The sequence below is a fragment of the Pseudovibrio sp. W74 genome (assembly GCF_001623085.1).
Taxonomy (GTDB): Bacteria; Pseudomonadota; Alphaproteobacteria; order Rhizobiales; family Stappiaceae; genus Pseudovibrio.
This window is the reverse complement of sequence record NZ_LMCJ01000013.1, coordinates 210,868-234,195: the sequence shown is the minus strand read 5'-3', so window position 1 is coordinate 234,195 and position 23,328 is coordinate 210,868. Positions and strand designations below refer to the sequence as shown.

Annotated in this window: 24 protein-coding genes and 1 riboswitch; of the genes, 14 read left to right on the top strand and 10 right to left on the bottom strand. The window is 50.5% G+C overall.

Features of this window, described 5'->3' with window-relative positions; translation table 11 throughout:
- Window positions 1-53: 53 nt before the first annotated feature.
- The 5 genes from PsW74_RS10090 to PsW74_RS10070 all read left to right on the top strand — a co-directional run bounded on the left by PsW74_RS10090 (window position 54) and on the right by PsW74_RS10070 (window position 6,669).
- Entirely contained in the window at window positions 54-461 is a 408-nt protein-coding gene (locus tag PsW74_RS10090) for a hypothetical protein (RefSeq protein ID WP_063286826.1), read from the top strand.
- 591 nt (window positions 462-1,052) lie between these two features.
- A complete protein-coding gene (gene katG, locus PsW74_RS10085) occupies window positions 1,053-3,230 on the top strand; it encodes a catalase/peroxidase HPI (RefSeq protein WP_063286825.1) in 2,178 nt (725 codons plus the stop codon).
- A 116-nt stretch (window positions 3,231-3,346) separates the two neighbouring features.
- Window positions 3,347-3,453, top strand: a riboswitch (TPP riboswitch).
- 33 nt (window positions 3,454-3,486) lie between these two features.
- A complete protein-coding gene (gene thiB, locus PsW74_RS10080; protein WP_063286853.1) occupies window positions 3,487-4,467 on the top strand; it encodes a thiamine ABC transporter substrate binding subunit in 981 nt (326 codons plus the stop codon).
- Window positions 4,443-5,990, top strand: coding sequence for an ABC transporter permease subunit (locus tag PsW74_RS10075; protein ID WP_063286824.1), 1,548 nt, complete (start codon window positions 4,443-4,445; stop codon window positions 5,988-5,990). The genes thiB and PsW74_RS10075 overlap by 25 nt, the downstream gene beginning before the upstream one ends.
- Window positions 5,977-6,669, top strand: a complete 693-nt coding sequence (locus tag PsW74_RS10070) for an ATP-binding cassette domain-containing protein (RefSeq protein WP_063286823.1) — start codon at window positions 5,977-5,979, stop codon at window positions 6,667-6,669. Before PsW74_RS10075 ends, PsW74_RS10070 begins: the two co-directional genes overlap by 14 nt.
- Window positions 6,670-6,897: 228 nt before the next feature.
- On the opposite strand, the gene PsW74_RS10065 is transcribed toward PsW74_RS10070, so the two are convergent.
- Complete coding sequence (locus PsW74_RS10065; protein WP_208987923.1) at window positions 6,898-7,941, bottom strand: LysR family transcriptional regulator; 1,044 nt, start codon at window positions 7,939-7,941, stop codon at window positions 6,898-6,900.
- Here PsW74_RS10065 and PsW74_RS10060 point away from each other — a divergent pair.
- The 7 genes from PsW74_RS10060 (at window position 7,922) to PsW74_RS10030 (ending at window position 14,869) form a co-directional block, all read left to right on the top strand.
- Entirely contained in the window at window positions 7,922-8,899 is a 978-nt protein-coding gene (locus PsW74_RS10060; RefSeq protein WP_208987922.1) for a glutathione S-transferase family protein, read from the top strand. The genes PsW74_RS10065 and PsW74_RS10060 overlap by 20 nt on opposite strands.
- Complete coding sequence (locus PsW74_RS10055) at window positions 8,899-9,825, top strand: DMT family transporter (protein ID WP_063286821.1); 927 nt, start codon at window positions 8,899-8,901, stop codon at window positions 9,823-9,825. The genes PsW74_RS10060 and PsW74_RS10055 overlap by 1 nt, the downstream gene beginning before the upstream one ends.
- 60 nt (window positions 9,826-9,885) lie before the next feature.
- Window positions 9,886-10,263: a nuclear transport factor 2 family protein gene (locus tag PsW74_RS10050; protein WP_063286820.1), complete on the top strand. Its 378-nt coding sequence runs from the start codon at window positions 9,886-9,888 to the stop codon at window positions 10,261-10,263.
- Between the two features lie 302 nt (window positions 10,264-10,565).
- Complete coding sequence (locus PsW74_RS10045) at window positions 10,566-10,901, top strand: SAF domain-containing protein (protein ID WP_063286819.1); 336 nt, start codon at window positions 10,566-10,568, stop codon at window positions 10,899-10,901.
- Window positions 10,901-12,076, top strand: coding sequence for a UxaA family hydrolase (locus PsW74_RS10040; protein ID WP_063286818.1), 1,176 nt, complete (start codon window positions 10,901-10,903; stop codon window positions 12,074-12,076). The genes PsW74_RS10045 and PsW74_RS10040 overlap by 1 nt, the downstream gene beginning before the upstream one ends.
- A gap of 52 nt (window positions 12,077-12,128) precedes the next feature.
- Entirely contained in the window at window positions 12,129-13,271 is a 1,143-nt protein-coding gene (locus PsW74_RS10035) for a mandelate racemase/muconate lactonizing enzyme family protein (protein WP_057462840.1), read from the top strand.
- Window positions 13,272-13,288: 17 nt separating this feature from the next.
- Window positions 13,289-14,869, top strand: a complete 1,581-nt coding sequence (locus PsW74_RS10030; RefSeq protein WP_063286817.1) for a BCCT family transporter — start codon at window positions 13,289-13,291, stop codon at window positions 14,867-14,869.
- 84 nt (window positions 14,870-14,953) lie between these two features.
- Here PsW74_RS10030 and PsW74_RS10025 read toward each other — a convergent pair whose 3' ends face one another.
- Window positions 14,954-15,628 (bottom strand): GntR family transcriptional regulator, encoded by a 675-nt coding sequence (locus PsW74_RS10025; protein WP_057462842.1) that lies wholly within the window; start codon window positions 15,626-15,628, stop codon window positions 14,954-14,956.
- A 286-nt stretch (window positions 15,629-15,914) separates the two neighbouring features.
- Between PsW74_RS10025 and rirA the strand changes: the two genes are divergently transcribed.
- Complete coding sequence (gene rirA / locus PsW74_RS10020) at window positions 15,915-16,385, top strand: iron-responsive transcriptional regulator RirA (protein WP_082596779.1); 471 nt, start codon at window positions 15,915-15,917, stop codon at window positions 16,383-16,385.
- Between the two features lie 53 nt (window positions 16,386-16,438).
- On the opposite strand, the gene PsW74_RS10015 is transcribed toward rirA, so the two are convergent.
- From PsW74_RS10015 to PsW74_RS09995, 5 genes are read right to left on the bottom strand one after another with little or no spacing between them, the layout of a single operon-like run.
- A complete protein-coding gene (locus tag PsW74_RS10015; protein ID WP_063286816.1) occupies window positions 16,439-17,623 on the bottom strand; it encodes an energy transducer TonB in 1,185 nt (394 codons plus the stop codon).
- Window positions 17,620-18,006, bottom strand: coding sequence for a biopolymer transporter ExbD (locus PsW74_RS10010; RefSeq protein WP_063286815.1), 387 nt, complete (start codon window positions 18,004-18,006; stop codon window positions 17,620-17,622). Before PsW74_RS10010 ends, PsW74_RS10015 begins: the two co-directional genes overlap by 4 nt.
- 33 nt (window positions 18,007-18,039) lie before the next feature.
- The gene (locus tag PsW74_RS10005; RefSeq protein ID WP_063286814.1) at window positions 18,040-18,423 is read right to left on the bottom strand and encodes a biopolymer transporter ExbD; all 384 of its coding nucleotides are present in this window, start codon (window positions 18,421-18,423) and stop codon (window positions 18,040-18,042) included.
- Window positions 18,413-19,138, bottom strand: a complete 726-nt coding sequence (locus PsW74_RS10000) for a MotA/TolQ/ExbB proton channel family protein (RefSeq protein WP_208987921.1) — start codon at window positions 19,136-19,138, stop codon at window positions 18,413-18,415. Before PsW74_RS10000 ends, PsW74_RS10005 begins: the two co-directional genes overlap by 11 nt.
- Before the next feature lie 51 nt (window positions 19,139-19,189).
- Window positions 19,190-19,633 carry a hypothetical protein gene (locus PsW74_RS09995; protein ID WP_063286812.1) on the bottom strand — a complete coding sequence of 148 codons (444 nt, stop codon included), beginning with the start codon at window positions 19,631-19,633 and terminating at the stop codon, window positions 19,190-19,192.
- 299 nt (window positions 19,634-19,932) lie between these two features.
- On the opposite strand from PsW74_RS09995, the gene PsW74_RS28335 reads away from it, so the two are divergent.
- Entirely contained in the window at window positions 19,933-20,100 is a 168-nt protein-coding gene (locus tag PsW74_RS28335) for a hemin uptake protein HemP (RefSeq protein WP_082596781.1), read from the top strand.
- Window positions 20,101-20,167: 67 nt separating this feature from the next.
- On the opposite strand, the gene PsW74_RS09990 is transcribed toward PsW74_RS28335, so the two are convergent.
- From PsW74_RS09990 to PsW74_RS09980, 3 genes are all read right to left on the bottom strand, one after another.
- A complete protein-coding gene (locus PsW74_RS09990) occupies window positions 20,168-21,367 on the bottom strand; it encodes an ABC transporter substrate-binding protein (RefSeq protein WP_063286811.1) in 1,200 nt (399 codons plus the stop codon).
- 81 nt (window positions 21,368-21,448) lie between these two features.
- Window positions 21,449-22,429 (bottom strand): branched-chain amino acid ABC transporter permease, encoded by a 981-nt coding sequence (locus PsW74_RS09985; RefSeq protein ID WP_057462849.1) that lies wholly within the window; start codon window positions 22,427-22,429, stop codon window positions 21,449-21,451.
- Window positions 22,430-22,442: 13 nt separating this feature from the next.
- Window positions 22,443-23,315: a branched-chain amino acid ABC transporter permease gene (locus tag PsW74_RS09980; protein WP_057462850.1), complete on the bottom strand. Its 873-nt coding sequence runs from the start codon at window positions 23,313-23,315 to the stop codon at window positions 22,443-22,445.
- Between the last annotated feature and the right edge of the window lie 13 nt (window positions 23,316-23,328).

The window sequence follows — 23,328 nt, the reverse complement described above, 5'->3', positions numbered from 1 at the left end:
GCTATCTTTATGCACCTAAACTGTTTTGATGACGCAATCCGATGGGGAAAAGAATGAAGCCTCTGATCAATCGTAGTGCAGCTTTGTTAGCAGCCGGTCTACTGGCCGCTGGTACCGATGCGTTCTCTAAGACCACCGAAGCGCAAGCATCAGACATTCGCGGCACCCTTACGTTCGCAGGCGATACAGAAATTCCCAAGGGCCAAATCAAAATCTACATTGAAGACACTGCCATCAAGGACAGTACACGAGAACTCACCACCCAGACCCATCTCAATAGCTTAGGCAAATCAAAAGCCATCGACTTTTCCGTCGCTCGCCCCTCAAACGTTCAGGCGTCACCAACACTCCGGATCATAGCCCAACTACAACGCCCCGACGGCTGGCTCCTCGCCCAAGGCAGCATTAAGGTTAATTCCGGCAAGCCATTGGGCATTATGCTTTACAGGACGATGTATTGATCAACAAATAAGAAGTAACAAAAGTTATATTTTTATAATTATACTTAATTAATCAAATTTCGTCAGATCACATAGATACAGTCTATTTGGTTCATAATTTCTATTGTGACGCTCTGAAAATGGTTGGGGGGACATGCAACATTGAACTTAGCAGACTTCAACTATTTCGTACTCTAGCTCAGAGCAGAATTATCCGACAGATACGTTCGTACAGCTGTCAACACACACTGACATGGTTTTGCCTTGTTATGTGGCAATCTATACTCAGATCCTCATGCCTTGAAGCAAGATAGAAAAATCTAAACACATTTACCATTCTCACTTGGTTGAAACAATGAGACTTAGAGACCATTTGCAACATCTTTTAAAACTAAAATTCAATATATATTTTAGGCTGATAACAACGCAGATCTCTAAAAAACTATACAATAAGAAAAACTTATTGATATGCGTAGAAGATGCAATTTCACTTAATGTGTTTGGCGACCTATATTCAGTCTAGAATTTGCTGGATGCATCGTTTCGTCTCACCGCTTAAGGTAAACGCTACGTCAAAACCAGCAAGAGCCAAATTAGATAGTGGAGACAGCAATGCACGGTAACGATGTCAAGACAGCCGGTGTTTGTCCGGTGGTACATGGCGCGAACACATCGATGGATAAGCCGGTTACCCGATGGTGGCCTGATGCTTTGAATCTCGACATCCTCCATCAACATGGTGCGCGTACCAACCCGATGGACCCAGGCTTCAACTATCATGATGCTGTTAAATCACTCGACTTCGAAGCGGTGAAGGCAGACGTTCATGCGCTCATGACCGACAGTCAGGACTGGTGGCCAGCGGATTGGGGTCATTATGGTGGCCTGATGATCCGCCTTTCGTGGCACACAGCTGGCTCTTATCGTCTGGCAGATGGTCGCGGTGGCGGCGGTTCCGGCAACATTCGCTTTGCTCCGCTTAACTCCTGGCCTGATAACGCAAGCCTCGATAAAGCCCGCCGTTTGCTTTGGCCTATCAAGAAAAAGTACGGCAACGCTCTCTCCTGGGCTGATCTGATTATTCTCGCAGGCACTATCGCCTATGACTCCATGGGTCTGAAAACCTTTGGTTTCGGGTTTGGCCGTGAGGATATCTGGGGTCCGGAGATCGACACCTATTGGGGATCTGAGAAAGAATGGCTTGCGCGCAGTGAAAAGCGTTATGACGATCTGGATGATCCTTCAACGCTCGAAAATCCGCTTGCAGCAACCCATATGGGTTTGATCTACGTGAACCCGGAAGGCGTAAATGGCGTTCCCGGTCCGCAAAAAACAGCCGATCAGATCCGCGAAACCTTTGCTCGTATGGCAATGAATGACGAGGAAACTGCTGCGCTGACTTGCGGTGGTCATACCGTTGGTAAGACCCATGGACGCGGTGCTGTCGATAACATCGGCGTCGCACCGGAAGCCGCAGGTCTTGAAGAACAGGGATTTGGCTGGTCTAACCCCGGACAGGATGGCAAAGCAACGAATGCCTTTACTTCTGGCATTGAAGGTGCGTGGACCACACACCCAACCACATTCGATATGGGCTTTTTCGATATGCTGTTCGGCCATGAATGGGAGCAGGTAAAATCGCCTGCCGGCGCATGGCAATGGGAACCGGTGTCCATCAAGGAAGAAGACAAACCTGTTGATCCAACAGACCCGTCTGTTCGTCACAATCCGATCATGACGGATGCGGACATGGCGATGAAGGTTGACCCGATCTACAACGAGTACTGTCAGAAATTCATCGCAGATCCTGAGTACTTCAGAGATACGTTTGCGCGTGCATGGTTCAAGCTGACACACCGCGACATGGGACCGAGAGCCAATTATCTTGGCCCGGATGTGCCGAAAGAAGACCTTATCTGGCAGGATCCTGTTCCAGCAGGCAACACCAACTATGATGTTACTGCGGTGAAAGCAAAAATTGCGGCAAGTGGTTTGAGCAATGAAGACCTGATCAAAACCGCTTGGGACAGCGCACGTACCTATCGCGGTTCTGATATGCGCGGTGGTGCCAACGGTGCTCGTATCCGCCTTGCTCCTCAAAAGGATTGGGTTGGCAATGAGCCAGACCGGCTTGCCAAAGTTCTGGCTGTGCTTGAACCAATCGCAGCGCAGGCAGGAGCCTCAGTCGCAGATGTGATCGTGCTGGCAGGAAATGTTGGTGTGGAAAATGCCATCAAGGCAGCTGGTTTCAACGTGGAAGTTCCATTCGCTTCTGGTCGCGGTGATGCAACAGATGCGATGACAGACGCGACATCCTTCTCTGTTTTGGAGCCTATTTCTGATGGCTTCCGTAATTGGCAGAAGCAAGAGTACGCTGTTAGCCCGGAAGAGATGATGCTGGATCGTGCTCAGCTCCTCCGCCTCACTGGCTGGGAAATGACTGCACTTGTTGGTGGCCTGCGCGTTCTTGGTGCCAATTATGGCGGATCAAAGCACGGTGTCTTCACGGACCGCGAAGGTCAGCTGACAACGGACTTCTTCGTCAACCTGACCGATATGGACAACAGCTGGCATCCACTCAAAGATGGCACCTATGAAATCCGTGACCGCAAATCTGGCAAGCCTAAGTGGACTGCAACCAGTGCAGACCTTGTGTTTGGCTCCAACTCAATCCTGCGCGCTTATGCTGAAGTGTATGCTCAGGATGACAACCACGAAAAGTTCGTCCGCGATTTCGTGGCAACATGGACCAAGGTCATGAACGCCGACCGCTTCGACCTGACAGCCTAATAAATGCGACGAGCCTGGGCAGGAAACTGCCCGGGCTTTTTATTGCAACTCCCTACAGGTGCTCTCCAGACGCTGGCTATATCCAGTTGCGCTTCTGTGTTTTTCCGGTTAAGAACCGCTTGACCTCGGGGTGCGCGTATTTGTCGTGCTGAGATGCTTTAGTGGCGAACCCGTTGAACCTGAACCGGCTAGAACCGGCGGAGGGAAGGGTACCGGTTTCATCCATCCTTGCCCTCTCGCCGCAATGGAGGATGACTTGAAACATCTGTTAATTGCTGCGGGATTACTCACTGCAACATCAGCGATGGCTGCTGAGAAGCCTCAACTGACAGTTTACACATACGACAGCTTCGTTTCTGACTGGGGCCCAGGCCCAAAAGTGGAAGAAGCGTTTGAGGCTGTATGCGAGTGTGACCTGAAACTTGTTGGCGTCGAAGATGGCGCAGCACTGCTTTCCCGCATTCGTCTTGAAGGTAAAAACTCAGATGCCGATGTGGTGCTGGGTCTGGACACCAATCTGGTAGAGACTGCCAAGAAAACTGGCCTGTTTGCACCACACACTGTTGAAGCCCAATACACACTGCCAGTGGAGTGGGCTGACGAAACCTTTGTGCCGTACGATTGGGGCTACTTTGCCTTCGTACACAAGGCTGGCGAAACCGTACCAACCAACTTCCGCGAGCTTGCAAAGAGTGATGCCAAGATCCTTATTCAGGATCCACGCTCCTCTACGCCCGGCCTCGGGCTGCTGCTTTGGGTGAAAGCGGCTTACGGAGACGAAGCTGCTGATGTGTGGGCGGATCTTTCCGATAACATCGTGACGGTTACAAAAGGTTGGTCTGAAGCCTACGGTCTTTTCCTTGATGGGGAAGCGGAGATGGTGCTCAGTTACACCACGTCTCCGGCTTACCACCTAATTGCCGAGGAAGATAACAGCAAAACCACTGCTGCGTTTGAAGAAGGCCATTACATGCAGGTTGAAGTAGCGGCAAAGCTTGCCGGAACTGATCAGCCTGAGCTGGCAGACAAATTCCTGAACTTCATGGTTTCAGATGCTTTCCAGACAATCATTCCAACAACCAACTGGATGTATCCAGCTGTGACACCAAAAGGTGGTTTACCTGCTGGCTTTGACACACTGCAGGTGCCGGAAAAAGCTTTGTTCTTTAAGCCTGAAGAAGCTGCTGCTGCTAGAAGTGAGGCTCTGCCGGAATGGCTAGAAGCGCTCAGCCAATAAGTTCGCTTCCCGGTGTTGCCGCGGCATTTCTTGTCGCGGCACTCATACTTGGCACGTTGGCCGCGGTTGCTCTGCGAGCTGAAGCGGGTCACGGCTTTTCCTCTTCCGATTGGGCCGCTCTCAAGTTTACGCTCACTCAGGCTGTGCTTTCTGCAGTGATCAGTGTTGCACTGGCTGTGCCGGTTGCGCGCGCCCTGGCGCGACGGCGGTTTCCGGGCCGCAGTTTGCTTATTGCCCTGCTTGGTGCCCCCTTCATTCTTCCAGTTATTGTCGCCATTCTTGGGTTACTGCAAGTGTTTGGCCGTGCGGGCTGGATATCTGATGTGCTTGTCTATTTCGGTGCTTCATCCATTCGCATCTATGGTCTCCACGGTGTTGTGCTGGCTCATGTTTTCTTCAACCTTCCGCTGGCAACCCGATTGATTTTGCAGGGATGGCAAGAGGTTCCTTCAGAGCGCTTTCGCCTTGCAGCGCAACTTGGATGTGATGGAAAAGCCCTGTTTCGGCTGATAGAACTCCCCATGCTCGCGCGCACCTTACCCGGTGCACTGGCTGTGATCTTTGCGATCTGCCTGACAAGCTTTGCTGTTGCTCTGACGCTTGGTGGTGGACCGCGGGCGACAACTATTGAGCTGGCGATCTACCAGGCTTTTACATACGATTTTGATCTTGGCCGTGCCGCGCTGCTTTCTGCATTGCAACTCACGCTCACCGCTGCTGCGGCTTTCGCAGCGCTGAAGCTCTCACGCGGTGAAGGGTTTGGTGCGGGACTAGACCGTGCGATCCAGCGCTGGGATGGCGGTGCACCTGTTGCAGACATCCTCTGGATATCACTTGCAACGCTGTTTTTGCTTTTGCCGCTCAGTGCCGTTGTTCTGTCAGGGCTTAGCGGTCTGTTTCTGGTGCCGTTTATTGTGTTGAAGGCGGCCCTCGTTTCTGTTGCTGTCGCCGTAGCCAGCACAGTAATCTTGTTGCTGTTCGCGTTGCCTATGGCAGCCGCAATTGCCATTCGCCGGCATAGTGTGGTTGAACTTGCTGGAATTCTGGGATTAGCGGCATCCCCGCTGGTGATCGGAACGGGCTTGTTTATCATTATACGTCCATGGGCAACCCCGTCTGACCTTGCTCTTCCAGTGACAGCACTCGTCAACGCGGCGATGGCATTGCCGTTTGCACTTCGCATTCTTGTCCCTGCTGCACGAGATACGGTTTCGCGACATGGACGGTTGGCCTTGTCTCTGAATATGGAAGGCTGGGTGTTCTTCTCACGTGTCCTCATTCCACGTATGCGGCCACAGATCGGGTTTGCTGCGGGGCTTGCTGCGGCACTTTCCATGGGAGACCTTGGCGTGATTGCCCTGTTTGCAGATCCGGAAATTGCAACGCTGCCTTTACAGATTTACCGCTTGATGGGGGCATACAAAATGCAGGCAGCAGCCGGCGGAGCTCTTTTACTGCTTGTGCTTTCAATGGCACTGTTCTGGATTTTAGACCGGGGAGGTCGCTGGCATGCTGAAGCTTAGCTCTTGTCTCATTGCAAATGGCCGGTTCCAATTGCAGGCCAATTTGCACGTTGAAGCTGGCAGTAGCGTTGCCGTTATTGGCCCATCAGGCGCAGGAAAATCAACCCTGCTTGAGGCTATTGCCGGGTTCCGTGAATTATCGCAAGGACGCATTTTCTGGAAGGAACAAGAGCTTACCAAGCAGGCTCCGGGAAAACGCCCAATCGCCATGCTGTTTCAGGATGGCAATCTGTTTCCGCACTTAACCGCGGCCCAAAACGCAGCCCTTGGTTTGCGGCCTGACGGAAAGCTCTCAAAACCTGAGCAAGAACAAGTAGAAGCAGCCCTTGCGCGGGTCGGACTGGCAGGGATGGGAGCACGCAAACCAGCTGAATTGTCTGGTGGCCAACAAAGCCGTGTCGCGCTTGCCCGTGTATTGGTTCAGCACCGTGATCTGCTGTTACTCGATGAACCCTTCGCGGCCCTTGGTCCTGCGCTTAAAGCCGAGATGCTGGACCTGGTCGCAGATCTAGTTGCAGAAACAGGCACGACGCTTCTCATGGTCAGTCATGACCCACAAGATGCCCGCCGCATCACGAACAAAGCAATCCTCGTCGCCGACGGATCAGCGCACCCACCTGCTGAAACCCAACAACTGCTCAACAACCCACCGCAAGCATTGCGGGAGTATTTGGGGTGATCCTGTAATCACAAGTATCTAAAAGATGCTAACCCGCCCGCTCGAAAGCGTGATTGGTGTAACTATCGCATTTCTGATTTTATCAAGCTACCCATTATCACTGCATGCCAAGAAATTGATGGATTTAGTCCACTAATATACTCAAGCCGGCAGCTGATGATAATTTCGAATAAGTTCCACGTGTATTCGGTGTATTCTAGACATTAAAGAATTTGAAGAACCACTAAGTCAGAACAACCCCTCATCCCAGTAAGGTTTATCGCCACCGATTTCTGATGAGATGAAGTCGATGAAGCTGCGGGTTTTAGTAGGGAGGTATTGGCGGGCGGGGTAGACGGCGTACATGTTTTGGGTTGGTAAGGTGTATTCTGGCAAGACTTGGCGTAATTCTCCTGATCTTAGGTAATCACCTGCTGCGAAGGTGGTCAGTCGACCGATTCCGCAACCGCCTAAAACAGCAACTGTGAGGGCGTCGCCATTGTTGACTTGGAAATTGCCAGAGGCTTCAATTTTGATGGGTCCGTCTGCACCCTCTAACGTCCATTCTTGCTGGTCACTAAAGTATGCGTAATGCAAGCAATTATGGTGGTGTAGATCTTTCGGGTTTTCTGGCATTCCAAACTCATCCAGATAACCGGGAGAGGCTGCTAGCACGTTGCGGCAAGGTGCTATTTTTCGAGCGATCAAGGACGAGTCCTGAAGGCGCCCTCCTCTGATTGCCAGATCAAATCCGCCATCAACTAAATCTACCAAGCGATCATCCATGATCATATCGATGCTGATTTCTGGATTATTCTTTAAGAACTTAGGGATCAGCGGAGCTATGTGTAGCCGGCCGAATGTCATTGGGACATTTATCTTTAGCCGTCCCTTTGGCTTGCCCTGTAGCTGCGCAACGGCACTTTCTGCTTCCTGCGCTGCAGCCAATGCATCTACCGCGCGAGCGTAGTAAAGTTCTCCTGCTTCAGTCAGGCTAATGTTGCGGGTGGAACGGTGGAGAAGACGCGCACCAAGATGTTCCTCCAGCAAAGAAACCCGTTTGCTGACAGCTGACTTTGAAACGCCAAGCTGCCTCGCAGCAGCGGCAAATCCCTTTTGCTCAACCACCGTTACGAAAACGGGTATTGCATTTATATGTTCCATTCGCCCTGTCTTATTCGTTCTCTTTTTCTCACCAGCAAGTTTCCATATTAGGTGATTATCGCGAAATAGGAAACTTACTAAGTTCTCTTCAGAAGAAGAGGACAATCCGATGGCTATGATGCTTATCAATGGGCAACTGCATGAAAAACCCAAAAGCAGTGACGGAACCTATCGCCCTATCAGCAGCGATATTCGTAACTGGATAGAACCGAATGTGGCTGCTGAGTTTCCTGCGGAAGAAGATCGCTACCATCTTTACACATCACATGCGTGTCCGTGGTGCCATCGTGTGATGGTGATGCGATCATTAATGGGATTGCAGGGGATCATTTCTGTCAGCGAGATGCATCCGATCATGGGGGATAAGGGATGGCAGATTGACCAGACCTTGTTTGATGATGCAGCAGGTGTTCCAAGAGACACATTTATTTTTGACGTCTATTTACGCGCCTTTCCCCAGTACACCGGCGCGCTTACGGTCCCTCTCCTGGTCGACAAGAAGACAAACAAGATCATCAGCAATAATTCAGCGGACATCATGCGGATGCAGAACACAGCTTTTGCTGGTCTGGCTTCCTCAAACATCAATTTTTATCCAGCAGCATTACGCGAGGAGATTGATGAGCTTGCTGATTTCATTCAGGAAAACGTGAGTTCTGGCGTCTATCGCGCTGGCTTTGCAACTTCTCAAAGTTCTTATGATGCTGCTGTCTCTAAGCTCTTTGAAGCTCTTGACCTTTTGGAGGCTCGGCTGAGTGTTCGGCGTTATCTGGCAGGAGCTCAAATCACCGAAGTTGACTGGAAGTTTTTTGTTAGTCTCATTCGGTTTGATGCTGTTTACGTGACACATTTCAAAACCGATCTGCGACGCATTACAGATTATCCCAATCTCAGCTCATATCTCCGCGAGCTCTATCAGTATCCTGGTATCGCAGAAACAGTGAACTTCCAACGTATGCGGGAGCATTATTTCCGCAGCCACCGTCATCTCAATCCCACAGGTATCGTTTCAATTGGCCCGCAGCCAGATCTTCTGAAACCGCACGGTCGCGACCAGACCAGTGTCTTCCAAAAAGGAGCTGCCTAATGGATCGTCAAGCAACTTATACGGAAACTGGAAAGCACAATAATCCAACAGGTTACATCATCCTGATCGGCGCAATTGTTGGCGTTAATTACGCTCTTGCCAAGCTTGTGACAAAAGCTGGGGTCACAGCACTGAGCGCAACATTTGCGCAGTTACTATTGGCGGGTTTGTTCCTCTACCTCTTGCTTCATCTGAAGCATGAGAGCCTCTCGCTGAAACGCCGCCATATCAAGTATTACATCATCAATGGCTTTCTTGGGATCACAGTGCCTTCGCTGGTTGCATACCTGGTCCTACAGCATATTCCAGCCTGGCTTTTGACTGTTCTTGTAACTCTATCGCCTTTGATTACGGCGGTGCTCTCATCAATCGTCGATGGAAAGCTGATTGCAACACAGCGGCTTGTCGGGATTTTGGTTGGGCTTGCCGGGATTAGTTTTGTGACACTCAGTAGCGCTCAAGTCAGTCAGTTTGATCCTATCTGGATTTTGATTGGGACAGGCATGCCTTTGTCGCTGGCAATTGCAAACATCTACCGCAACAAAGCCTATCCCCAAGACGCCTCCTCAGTTGGGACTGCAACCGGGACCATGTTCTCTCAAGTGCTGTTGCTGCTGCCTTTGCTTCTTCTTGGCGATAGTCTGCCAGCGCTTGTCGAGCCAATCCAGGACATCTGGTGGATCATCCTTGGCATCGGACTTCTTAGTGCAGCGAGCTATGCTCTCACGTTCTTTATTCAAGACAGAACGGACAGTGTTGGCTTCAGCCAAGTCGGATATTTTGCCACAGTTTCAGGCATTTTGGTTGCTGCACTGGTGTTTTCAGAACCCATCAGCATGGCCATCTTCGCTGCTATTGCCGTTCTGTTCTTTGGGCTGGCACTGACAAACGGACACATTCAACTCACGAAACTTCGAGCTCCCTGAATACTGCCCTTTCAGATGCAGCAACCACTCTCCCAACCTAAAAGAACGATAGGAAAGAAAATGACATCCCTCACTAAGACACACGTAGATGCACGCGACTTTGCCAATAAGCTTTATCAAGCTGTTGACTCTTTGAGCGCTGAGGCTGTCGGATCTTTTTTGGCACAAGACGTACGGTTCCAGCTTGGGAATTTTGGTGAGATTTCAGGTTACCAGCAGGTTGTCGATGCAAATGCAACCTTTTTCCAATCCATCGCAGCTATGTCACACACACTCAAAGACGCCTGGAGTGTTGGTGATACAGTCATTTGCACGGGCGCGGTGCATTATACGCGTCATGACAAAAGCACACTCCAGATCCCTTTCTCAGCTGTTTTAAAGCGCAATGACACTCTGATTTATGACTATCAGGTCTATGTCGACGTTTCTCCACTTTAGGGGAAATAGCTGATCCCTTCCTGGATAGAACAGGGAGACTCATTTGGTGGCACGGCGTGAAGCTTTTGGTTTTGCGCCGTGTTTTTTTGTAAAAAGCCAGTATTTCTGCTAGATTTTACTTAGTTCTTCCTAGCTGAGAACATTCATGAGCCCCCAGTACCCGAATTTTTTCAAAGCTAAGTCGCTGAATTTTAATAATTAATTCCCCCGCCATCTCGATTGTCAGACAATATTGATTTTTCTCAAGACTTGATGTGTATTTTATGCAATAGTCGATTGTAGGACAATCGACGGAGTACATTATGATCAAGGCACTTCGCCTTAATGCTGCAGACAATGTTGCAACCCTGCTGGAAAATGCCAGCAAGGGGGAGACAGTTCTGGTGATCTCCGAACAAAACGAAAGCTTGGGAGAGCTGGAGCTTCTGCAAGCTATTCCCTTCGGCAACAAAGTCGCACTGCGCCCCATGAAACCAGAGGACCAGCTGATTAAAGGCGGCGTCGCAGTCGGCAAAGCAATCAAACCTGTTCCTCAGGGCCAGCTTGCTCACGTTCAAAACATTCGAAGCTTAAATCTGGATATTCCAGAGGTGATGATCAACGAAATCATCACCCAAATGGAAATTGAGGTGGACTGATGCAGACGTTCAGAGGCTATCAGCGAGAAGATGGATCTGTCGGCATCCGCAATCTCATCATGGTTATTGCTGCCGATGAGTGCGCGGAAGGCATCGCACGTGCGATCTCTGAGAAGACGCCCGGTACTGTTGTCGTCACCAATTACAATACCTGCATGTATGGTGGCAACGAAGAGATGATTGGCACCATGATCAACGCAGCGACCAACCCGAACATCGCCGGGGCGCTGGTGATCAATATGGGTTGTGGCAGCATTACGCCTGACCTTGTGGCTGGGCCAATCCGTGCAACCGGGCGTCCTGTAGAGACCCTTACCTGTATTAAAGAAAGCGGAACAGTTTCAACCATTCGCGAAGGGTTGAAGCGTATTGCCAAGATCGTTGAGCATGCCGATGCAACACCGATGGTTGATGCTCCAATCAGCAAGCTGCTGGTGGGTATCAAATGTGGTGGCTCAGACACCAGCTCTGGCATTGCTTCTAACCCAAGTGTTGGTCTAGCCGCAGATAAGCTGATTGATATGGGTGCCTCTGCTGTAGCCGGTGAGCTTCTGGAATTGCTTGGCTGTGAGCATATTCTCAAAGAACGAGCTATCACCTCAAAAGTCTCTGAGAAGATCGACCAGCTGATCAGTGATGAAGAAAAGCGTTGGCACGTTGAGGGCACTCAGGTTGAAACCATGAGTGTTGGTAACAGCATTGGCGGCCTGACAACCATCGAAGAAAAGTCACTCGGCGCTCTTGCAAAAACAGGCTCCAGGCCAATTCAGGATATCTTGCGCATCAATGCGACTAAGTTGGAAAAGCCAGAGGCTCCAGGCATGTACTTGTCTGAAACGACAATGCTTTGTGGTGGCTCAGCGATGCATTTTGCAGCACTCGGCTGTCAGGTGATCCTTTGGACCACTGGTGGGGCTGGTTTCAATAATCCGATTGTTCCAGTCATCCGCGTCAGTGGCAACAGTCAGCTGATCAATGAAGACATCGACATTGATGCAACCGGCATCATGCGCGGTGAAGACAGCCTTGAGAATGTCTCCGAACAAATCCTGAAAACACTCGAAGGCGTGATCAATGGCGAGAAAACCGCCATCGAAGACTTTGGCTACGCTTACTGCTCACTCATTCAGAAAGATCAGCGCGTCGAGCGTTTGCTTTCCATCCCCGCAGAATAATTAAAACAACGCGCAGGCCTTCATTGAGGACCTGCGCATCAGGGAGAATAAAATGAAGATCACTGATGTTGAGGTCATCCATCTTCGTGTCCCGCTGCTCGCACAAAATTGCGAGTGGGGCGAAGATGCACTGATCGTACGCATCCACACCGACACTGGTCTGGTGGGGCTTGGGGAGTCAGACAGCTCGCCAACCGTGATTGCAGCACTCATTGAAGCACCGCAGTCCAACTTGTATTGCACGGGTCTGAAGTCCCTGCTGATCGGCGAAAATCCACTTGAGATCAGCCGCTTATGGAACAAGATGTATTGGTCCAGCAACTATGTTGGTCGTCGCGGTGCTGGCATTCATGCCATGAGCGCTATCGATATTGCACTGTGGGACATCTCTGCCAAGCACTATGGTGTACCACTGCATATTCTGTTGGGAGCAAAGTATCGTGATCGGATTCCGGCTTACGGCACTTTCATCCCGGCAGATAACCCAGAAGACAACCGCAAGATCGCACAGGATCTGGTCGCAAAGGGCTTCACCAGCCTGAAATTTGGCGGCGGCATTCTGGGTGATGATCCAGACACTGATTATGAGATTGTACGCGTTGTGCGTGAAGCAATCGGTCCAGACATACAGTTGCAGATCGACCTTGCCACCAAATGGCGCACTGCCTCTCATGCTTTGCATATGTGTAAGCGTCTGGAACCTTTCAATCTGCACTGGATTGAAGAACCCGTCATGGCTGACGATGAACGTGGCTATGTGAAACTCGGAGCTCAGGCTTCTCAAAAGATAGCTGGCGGTGAAGCTCTGACCACGTGCCGTGAATTCCACGACATGCTGGAGCGTTGTGAGCCAGACATCATTCAACCAGACATTACGCGTTGTGGTGGCATCACCGAGATGCGCAAGATTTATGACATGGCGCAGATGCGCGGTGTCCAACTCATTCCTCATGGGTTCAGCACAGACATTCTGCTTGCTGCATCTGTGCATTTCCTTGCCTCCTGCGAGCAAGGAAACCTGATGGAATACTCCCAGAGCAATAGTCCGCTTGTTGCGGGTAACGGGCTGGCTAAAGAGCCAGTGGTCTTCGCTGAGGGGCAGCTTGTTGTTCCTGATCGCCCAGGCCTTGGGATCGAGCTGAACGAAGACCTAATCAAAAAATATCAAGTGAATGCACAACCTGCTTACGCTTGAAGATGGAGGAATAATAAATGTCTAACACTGGGAAAAGATTAGACACCTTACTGCTTTCAATAAGTCTGGGGTTTGTCATCGCCATTGTTGCTGGCCTGACAATCTTCCCTGAAAAGGGCAACGAGATAGCCAACTACCTGTTCGGTACATTCAATGCGATCTTCGGCACGCCTGTGCTGCTGCTTGTGTTTGGATCAGTTATCTTTCTGGCTGCGCTTGGTATAAGCAAATACGGCAATATCCGTCTAGGTGAGGGTAGCCCTGAGTACAGCACGTTCGCATGGGTTTCCATGATGATCTGTGCAGGTCTGGGTTCTGCAACAGTATACTGGGCCTTTACTGAGTGGGCATATTACTTCAACGCCCCTCCTCTAGGAGTTCAGACTGGTACGACTGCGGCTTACGAGCTGGGCACTGCTTACAACCTGTTCCACTGGGGCTTCAGCGCCTGGGCAGCTTACTGCATTGTCTCTCTGCCAGTTGCTTACCACTTCCATGTTCGCAAGAACCCTGGTCTCAGCCTTTCAGCTGTGTGTACTGCTATCCGCGGTGACAAGCCGATCACTCCGCTTTGGCGCTTGATCAGCCGTGTGATTGACGTGATCTTCATCTTCACTATCTTCGGTGCACTTTCCATCACACTTGGTGTGTCTGTGCCGATGGTTTCTGAGATCCTGTCTTCTCTGATCGGTATTGAACCAACCTTCAATGTGAATCTGGTTCTGATACTGATTATCTCCGCATTCTTCTCTCTGAGTTCATATGTGGGCATTCAGAAGGGTATGGCGCGTATCAGCTCCATGAACACATATCTGGCAATCGGCTTCTGTATTGCTGTGTTCCTAGTTGGCCCAACAATGTTCATTGCGAAGTCTACGGTGAATGGTCTTGGCATCATGATCCAGGATTTCATCCGCATGAGCCTTTACACTGATCCGGTTGACAATGGCGGCTTCCCAGAAGGTTGGACAATCTTTTACTGGCTCTACTGGATCACCTACACTCCGTTCGTATCCATCTTCGTGACCAAAATCTCCAAGGGTCGTAGTATCCGTGGCGTCATCACGAACATGCTGCTGAGCGGTAGTGCTGGTTGCTTCTTCTTCTTCGGTATCCTTGGTGGTCTGTCTCAGTCAGCAAACGTAACCGGTCTTGTTGATGTTGCTAGTCTTGTAGCTTCCGGCGAAGGAAATCAGGCGATTGTTCAGGTCATGAACACCCTGCCACTCAGCGCGATCTTCATCGTTCTGTTTGCGCTGGTCTCCGTTCTCTTCCTGGCAACCACTCTGGACTCTGCAGCCTTCACCATGGCAGCGGCTTCTACAAAGGGTCTGAAAGAGAACGAAGAGCCATCTCCAATGCTGCGCCTGTTCTGGTGTGTGATGCTGGCTGCAGTTCCACTTGCGATGATGTTCATTGACGCCCCACTGAACACCATCAAAACATGTGCCATCGTAACCTCTATCCCACTGATGTTTATCATCAGCTATATGGTTTACGGATTCATCAAGTGGATGCGTGAGGACTTCGCTTTAACAAGTGGCGAAGATATTCTCCGGCAGTCCCGCGAAGCAGCTGGTGCTGTTCCTGCGGAATAAGCTTCCTCCTCAGGCAAAGCAAAAGGGCGACCTCCGGGCCGCCCTTTTTTATGACTATCTCAAATCTTCAAGTACTATCAGTCATCAGTCATCAGTCGCCAGCTTAACATGTTCATGTTTCAGCTTATGGCCCATTTCAGTGAAGGTACTGATGTTCTCAATAGCGAGCTTGCGGGCTTTTTCCGCCTCGCCAGAGCAAATGGCTTCCACTAAACCGACATGGGTGTTCGCACTGTCTTCAATATCAAAGTCAAAGTGCGTGATACGAATATAGATTGAAAGCTGATTGATCACGCTCTTGTACATGTGCGCCAAGCGTGCGCTTTCACTCAGTTCAATGATTAGCTTGTGAAGCTCAAAGTCATAGAACGTGACTTCTGTTAGAGAGACACCGTCTTGCTGGCAGATCTCCTTGAAGACTTCCAGCTCCTTACGCAGCCGAACAGCCTTTTCCGGCGTGATGGTCTCAGCTGCCATTTGAGCAGCCTGGCTCTCCAACGCGACACGAAGATGGTAGATTTCCCAGATATCGTGGTCCGTCAGCGTCGTTACGCTCCACCCAGCATAAGGCTTTTGCGAGACAAGTCCTTCGCTCGAGAGTGTGTTCAACGCCATACGCACGGTTGTGCGTGAAAGCTCCAGACCTTTTGCAAGCGTACTTTCCGTCAGCTTGTCGCCTGAGACATAATGACCCGCCAAAATCTGCTGCCTCAGAAAATCTGCGGCTTGCTCCTCAAGGCTTTGTTTTGAAATCTTCATTGGAACTCAATTGCGTCCGTCGTGTTCACTCTCATATTTGAGCTGTATCACCATTAGCTTGCTGAATAAATGACGAGTTTCTCACGCCAGATATTTGCTCTGTGATTATTGTAGGATCAGCTGGATTTAGATATATTTTGCGCGTGCACTGGCAAAAGAACGGTGTCGGGTTTGCTGCCAGCACCGACAAAGTTTTTAATGACTCTAAACTGGGAATGGTTTATTGTTGAGTTAGAGATGCATATTTTTATTGACGACAGACACCGGAAGACGCATAGCTAATATTATGAGACTCACTCAACAAACCAACTATGCTGTACGTGCCCTGATGTATTGTGCGGCAAATCCTGGCAAGCCAAGCAAAGTTGCTGAGATCGCGGCTTCGTTTTCCATGTCAGAAACTCACCTTTTCAAGATCATGAAGGTGCTCGTTGACGCTGATCTGATGAAAACCATCCGAGGGCGTAACGGTGGTATCGTATTGCCACGTCCAGCTGAGCAAATCAGTGTAGGACAGGTGGTACGTGCAACTGAAGAGTCATTCCTTCTTGCTGAGTGCTTTGACAGTGGCCGTCAGGACTGCCCGCTCGTCAACCACTGCGGCTTCAATTCTGTTCTGCATGAAGCGCTGGAAGCATTCCTCGGTGTGCTCGACAAGTGCACGATTGCAGATCTTGCTGACAACCGTGCGAGCATTCGCCACCTGTTGCAGATTGAAGACCCACTTCTGCCAAAGAATATGGCTGCTGCTGAGTAAGCGCGTCATCAGCGACGAGATGATCAGGCAGCGAACATTCGCTGCCTTTTTTGTTAGTTTACTCGAAACCTGATTGGAAGTGTCCGCCTGATAGATTTGCTTTTCATCGATGGTGGGAAAGATGAAAATGGTGAAGCAGCCTTAATCGCTTTGACCGCAGCTTGATCGAACCGATCATTTCCACTCGACTTAGTTACTGAGACACCAGTAACAGTCCCGTTGCTATGTAATGTAAAACTAACACTCACCTGACCAGATTTATTCCGGCGCTTTTCACGTCGCGGATATCTCTTATAGGCAGCGCGTTCAATTTTACCTCGAACCTTGCCCCAGTAATTGCTCGTCGCTGCATTGCCTGCAATATCGCCTGAGCCTGCGATGTTGTTGCCATTCTTTGAGGTGTTGGAGCCTTTACGGGCGACCTTGGAGCCACGAGCAGAATTAACATCCGAGTTACCTGCTTTCTTGGCAGGTTCTTTCTTGGCTTTTGGTGGAGCCTTCTTGGCAGTTTTCTGCAGCAGCTTGGGACGTGGCGGCGCTGCTCGCGGGACGGGAACCGTTACTGCGGCAACTTCAGTTTCAACAGGCTTTGCCTCAAGCTCTTTCTTTTCGTCAACGGGTTCAGCTATCTTCTTTTCTACCGGCTTCGTCTCTTCAGGTGTTTCCTGTTTTACCAAATCCAGTTTTTCTGGTTGAGCTGATTTGGCTTCTTCCTGTTTAACAGGCAAAACTTTTGCAACTTCAACGGGCTTAATCTCCTGCACCTCAGCAGGTTTGATTTGTTCGGGCTGAAGCTCAAGTTTGAGCGGCTTAATTTCTTCTTTTGGCTTGATTGGCTCAATCTCAGCCTTGATGGTAACACCTTCAGCAACAGGTTCTGGTAATGGTTTCACAGCCTGCGTTGCAATCGGTTTGATTGGTGTGATCTCTGCTTTAGCCAGCTCAATGGGCTCAACAGACTCAATCTCTTTGACTTGCTCTATCGGAGTTTCAATCTCACGAGGCTCAACTTCATCTGGCTGGTCCGGCTCAATCGGTTCAACAACTTCCTTAGAACCTGCAATAAGATCCTCAATCGACCCGACGACAGAAAGTGACGTTGACCGTGTTGAGGCAACCTGAACTTCAGGAGCCCGTGTATAGAACCAAGCAAACCCAGCTGCGTGAACGCTGACAGACACGAGTAAGGCGGTCGTGAGGGCTGAACCACCGATTTTCCTGCGAATGCTCTTCTTCATTGGGCAGCCCTTACAGTGACCAATGTAATATCAGAGAAACCTTGTTTTTTCAGCGCGGCAAGGGTTCTGGCAAGTGTCTGACCAGACAGTGCCTTGTCAGCAACAACCATCAGAGGGTCTTTATTACCGTCCAGCGGTATCAGATCCTCAACAAGAACTGGCTGTTCGTTTTGGGTTATCAATCCATCAGGAGCGATAATCAGCGCTCCGGCAATAAGCTCACGACTGGATTGCTCCTGCGTTTCTGCAGGGCTCACGTTTTTTGCATCGTCTCTATCAATTGAACCTGCAAAGAGGAAGAAGATGAGCATCAGGAACACGATATTGATCAATGGGATCGTGTTCTCAAATGTCCTCTTTTGTGGTTTTGTCTTCAGACGCATTCTTTAAACTTCTTATTTCGCAATATTCTGAATTCAATTGCCAACGATCGTCGCTGACCAGCCTGCTGTTTTAAGCATCTCAAGCGCACTCACGACATCCTGCACAGTAGAATCCTTGGCAGGAATGATCGCCACAGGTCGTACTTTTTCGATACCTGCATTGTCGAGCGCCGCAATCAACGCCTCAACCTTCACCCGGTCACCGTTCACCGACAGCTGTCCTTCTGCGAAAACTTGCAGCAGGATTGGGGACTGTTCCATTTGTCCTGCGCCCTCAGTTCCCGATGTCACATCCAATTTTTGGTATATCGAGAACGTGGAAGCGAGCATAAAGAACATCAACAAAAGGAAGATCACATCAATCAGAGATGTGAGACCAGGCGCACGACTTCGTTTTGGAGCCTCACTAAGGCGCATCGTGAACAACCTCAAAACGTGGCTGTGTTCCAACCTGTTCCGCTTCTTCAGTTTGAGTAGCGATGGACGTGACTGCCCCGGTGAAGAGTTCAGTGACGATCTTTTCCATTGCGCTCTGCTCTCGTTCGATGCGGCCTTCGAACAGTGACAGCATCACGGAAGCCGGGATTGCAACGGCCAGACCAACGGCAGTTGTCAGCAGCGCAACCCAGATGCCACCAGCCAAAGTAGATGGATCGACCTGCGACCCAGCGTCGGCCATAGCCTGAAACGCCCCGATCATACCAAGCACAGTTCCGAACAGACCGAGTAGAGGAGCGATCTGAGCAATCATGTCCAATGCTCGCAGATAACTGCGGAGATCCGCGAGATGCGTGAAGCAAACGCGCTCGACATCTTCCCGGACTCTTTTTTCAGGCACCTGCGGTTTCATAAGGCCACGCATGGCATGTGCCAGAACATCGGAGACCGGAGAGCGATCTGTTACCACGATTCTGTAGGCCTGATCACGCTTCCCAACACGCCAGAAGGCTACAGCCTGCTCAGCTTTGCGATGACGACCAACGCCCGCAATCCAGAATTGCCAGAGTTTTGCAATGACAATTGTTAGAGCAAGTACGCTGACAACCAGCAGCAACCCAACAACCACACCACCTTTTGCAAGCAGATCCATAAAAGGTGTTATTGCTGCGGTCAGGCCCAGGTTTTCAATCATGGCATTCATTCTGGAAATCTCGTTGTTTTTCTAGTTCAGTTCGGCAGCGGTTCAGAGTGTTAGTTCTATCGCAGCGCGAGAGGATACATTCAATGAGTCTAAGCAGCTAGCCGGAGATACATTTTCAGCTCCCTCGCACTGGCTGACATCATTGATGAGCAATGACGAGATGTCAGCACAACTGCTGGATGGGAGGTCATACTGCTGAACTCGCGTCTTTCCGGAAGGAAGACGACCTGTCTTCATGCTCAGGAAATCAGCAATTCCGCCTGTACTATCAAAGACTACCAAGTCCAACGCCAGTTGATTGATCTCATCTTTAAGGTGATTGCGAACAAGAAGGCTTACACGACACCCGTTCTGAGTGGTCTCAGCTTTGTTCAACTGGAGAGCGATCACTGGTTCTCTTGTCGTGTTTGCTGCTTCAGCTGCAGTTATTTGCGTTATCCACAAGGCAGCAAGAGCAAGTGAAAACAGCTTAACCAACTTATTCATAGGACCCCAACCCAAAAATTAAGACCTAGTTGCAAATGCAAATCAGTCGCAGATATCAAGGATATCGTGGGCTGGCTGGCTGTTGAGGGAGAGAGTAACAGCTGGCTTGCGCATCGATACAAATCCTACTCCAGGACGGTTTGCGGGAGGACGCGATCTCCAGCAATTATTGAGTAGGCATTGCACTTGTAATAAAACATGAATATGAAAGTCAAGAAATAAACGCGATAGAGTCCCCCTAGCTCTTGAGGGTATCGCGACCATCCACGCTAGCCAAAATTGGGGAAAGGCTGAGGCGAATGACTGATATGGAAAAAGCTCAGGAAAGCTCACAAAGTCAGCCACATGAGCGCACTGTTGATAGCAAGGCACTCTTTGGCGATGAGCGCGAGATCACAATCTCCCATCGCGAAGATAACTACCGATTGTCGATCACGAAACTTGGCAAATTGATTCTTACTAAGTGAGAAGTTTGCTATGAAAAAGCCGGCCTGAGATGAGGCCGGCTCTTTCCTTATTTGACTGTTCTGAGCCTTAGTTCAGAGCCTGCTGCAGCGCGAATGCATCGCCTTCGACCTTGAACAGGCCGTAAGAACCAGGGACGTCGCCAGCATTGTCAAAGTTCAGGTCGCCAGATGCGCCCTTGTAGTCGATGTCTTTGCCAGCTGCGATCAGCTCAACTGCCTTCTTCCATTCACCAGGAAGAACAGCTTCACCCTGTCCGTCGGACACAGCAGCCATTGCCTCGGAAACCTTAGCAGCGTCACCACCAGCTTTTTCCAGAGCCAGAGCCATCAGGAATGCAGCGTCGTAGGAGTTGGATACGAAGATTGCATCCGGGTTACCGCCAACCGCTTTGTACGCTTCGTTGAAGAGCTCAAGGCTGTTGGACTTCTCGCCTACTGGAGAAGAAGCAATGAATGTGGTCAGATTTTCAGCTCCGAGTTCACGGATGATTGCATCTGACTTCATGCCATCGCCGCCAACGAAGTTGGTGAAGAAACCGTTTTCCAGCGCCTGGCGCAGGATGGTCAGGCCAGTGCCGTCACCGTAATCGAAGATTACAAGCGTATCTGCGCCACCACGGGACAGCTCAGCAAGGTTGGAACGGTAAGATGCCTTACCTTCTTCGTGTGCTGAATATCCAGCAATCTCACCGCCGTTTGCTTCAAACTCAACTTTGAACGCATTTGCGAGGCCACTGCCGTAGTCGTTATTAAGGTAGGCAACAGCAACTTTCTTAGTGCCGAGGTTCAACAGCGTACGTGCGAGTGAGCGGCCCTGGAAGTCATCGGAAGGTACTGTACGGAATACCTGACCTTTATCTTCCAGACCTGTGATTTCAGGGGAAGTCCCTGATGGTGTGATCAGCGTGATACCAGCAGGAACAGTCACAGAGTTCGCAACAGCCAGAACTGAACCAGAGCAGTGTGGACCGATAAGGCCCGCAACCTGTTCAATGTTTACCAGCTTGGTTGCGGAATCCACGCCGTTCTGCGGGTTACACGCACTGTCGCCCACAACAGCTTCAAGCTTCTGGCCACCCAGAATACCGCCCTGCTCGTTCACCTGCTGGATAGCCAGTTTAGCAGAGTCCAGCATTGGTGGAGCCATAGCCGCGATTGGACCAGAAATACCTCCCAGAAGACCGACTTTTACATCAGCCTGAACAGCGTTGGATGCAAGTGCAGTAGCGCTGAACAAGCCTGCTGCCAATGCGATTTTCTTAAGCATCAGTTCACCTCCAAAGAGCCCTGTTTCAAATACTATCCGGATTGACCAGGGCGTTAAAATTGATTTCCACGAGTGCTGGCGTTATTTCGCTGCACTTTCTTGTTTTTGAAAGGTTTTGACTTCTGGACTGCCAGCGGTTCCCTGAGGTTCCGGCAAGATCCCTTCCGGTCTGAACCGGAGGACCAATTGCAGAAGCAAGCCAATGATAAACACGCGCATGTACTTAGCTTTGATGGCGTATTCTGTTGGCAGCTGATCCGTTACAAACTCTGACGCAGACCAGATGATCCAGACAACGGCAACCCCGAGAAGTGCACCGCGGTTGTTACCTGAGCCACCAAGGATCAACATAATCCAGATCAGGAATGTGGCGATCATCGGGTCGATGGCTTCAGGGGTTATGGAACGGTTAAAGTGAGCAAACAGCGCACCACCAAGCCCCATCACAGCAGCACCGAAGATGAATGCTTCCAGACGACGCGCCTTGATGTCCTTACCCATTGCCGTTGCCGCATCTTCGTTGTCACGGATACCGCGCATCATGCGGCCCCAGGGAGCTGAAATCTGACGCTCGATAGCCCAGTACACGACGAGCACGATGGCAAAGACCAGAGCAAGATAAGCCAGCTGGGAATACAGATAGGACAGATCACCAAATGGACGCGGGATCTTATTCACGCCGCGTGCGCCACCTGTCATCCAACCTTCTGACTTCACGACCAAACGGATGATTTCCGCCACGCCGATTGTCGCGATTGCCAGATAATCAGAGCGGAAGCGTAAGCAGACTTTGCCGATTGGCCATGCAATTGCGCCAGCAGCGACCATCGCACCGATCCAACCCACAACAACGGGCAGCTGGTAGCCACCCAGATGGACAGCGGATTCTGGTGCCGTGAGCAGCGCAGATGAATAAGCTCCAACAGCGAAGAAGCCCGCAATACCTGCGTTAAAGAGGCCTGAAAAGCCCCATTGAATATTAAGACCGAGAGCCAGAAGGGAGTAAATGCCGATAAAGATCGCCATGAACACCGCATAGTTAAGCAGACCGATGAGTTCCATGGTTCTTCTCCCCCTACAGAACTTTACCCTTGAGCAAGCCAGTTGGCCGCACAAGAAGGATGAGCAGGAGGATCGCAAACGCCATGGCGGCCTTGTACTCTCCCGGGATAAACAGAACAGATGTCTCTTCAGCTATGCCAACAATCAAGCCGCCAATGACTGCACCTTCCACACGCCCTACACCGCCAAGAATTGCAGCTGCGAACATTGGCAGAAGCATCGTCCAGCCCATGAGCGGTTTCAGTTCTGTGTTGATGCCAAGGAAGAAACCAGAAGCGGCGCACAGAACGCCGACGATGCCCCAAGTCAACATTGTGATTTTGCGATTATCAACACCGGAAAGCAGCGCAAGATCCGGGTTGTCGGACATGGCACGCATGGCCTTGCCCCACTTGGTTTTCTGCAAGAACGCCCACAACACGCCAACGATCACAAACATTGCGATGATAGTGTAGATCTCACGATCACGGATGCGGATGCCCCAGTAATCATCTGGTCTGACGATACCACGGGTATAGGTTTCTGTATCAACACCCCAGACCACCTGAACAACGGCACGCAACATGAGAGCGATACCTAGTGAGGACATCACCACGATGATCTTTGGACGCTCTGAGAGGTAGTCGTAGAATAGTTTGTCGATGCCGATCGCCATAAACGCGCACACAACCATAGCAACGGGAAGAGCAACCCAAGGGCTTACCCCGAAGATGGTCACCACGCCGAGGGCCGCAAATGCGCCAAGCGTTGCGAGGTCACCATGCGCAAGGTGCGCAAATCTCAAAATACCGAATACCAGCGTGATACCAACTGCGCCCAGAGCGTAAATTGAGCCCAGTACGATCCCCGGCATGAGGTAAAAATTGACGAATTCCATAAATGGCATTGGATTTTCCCTT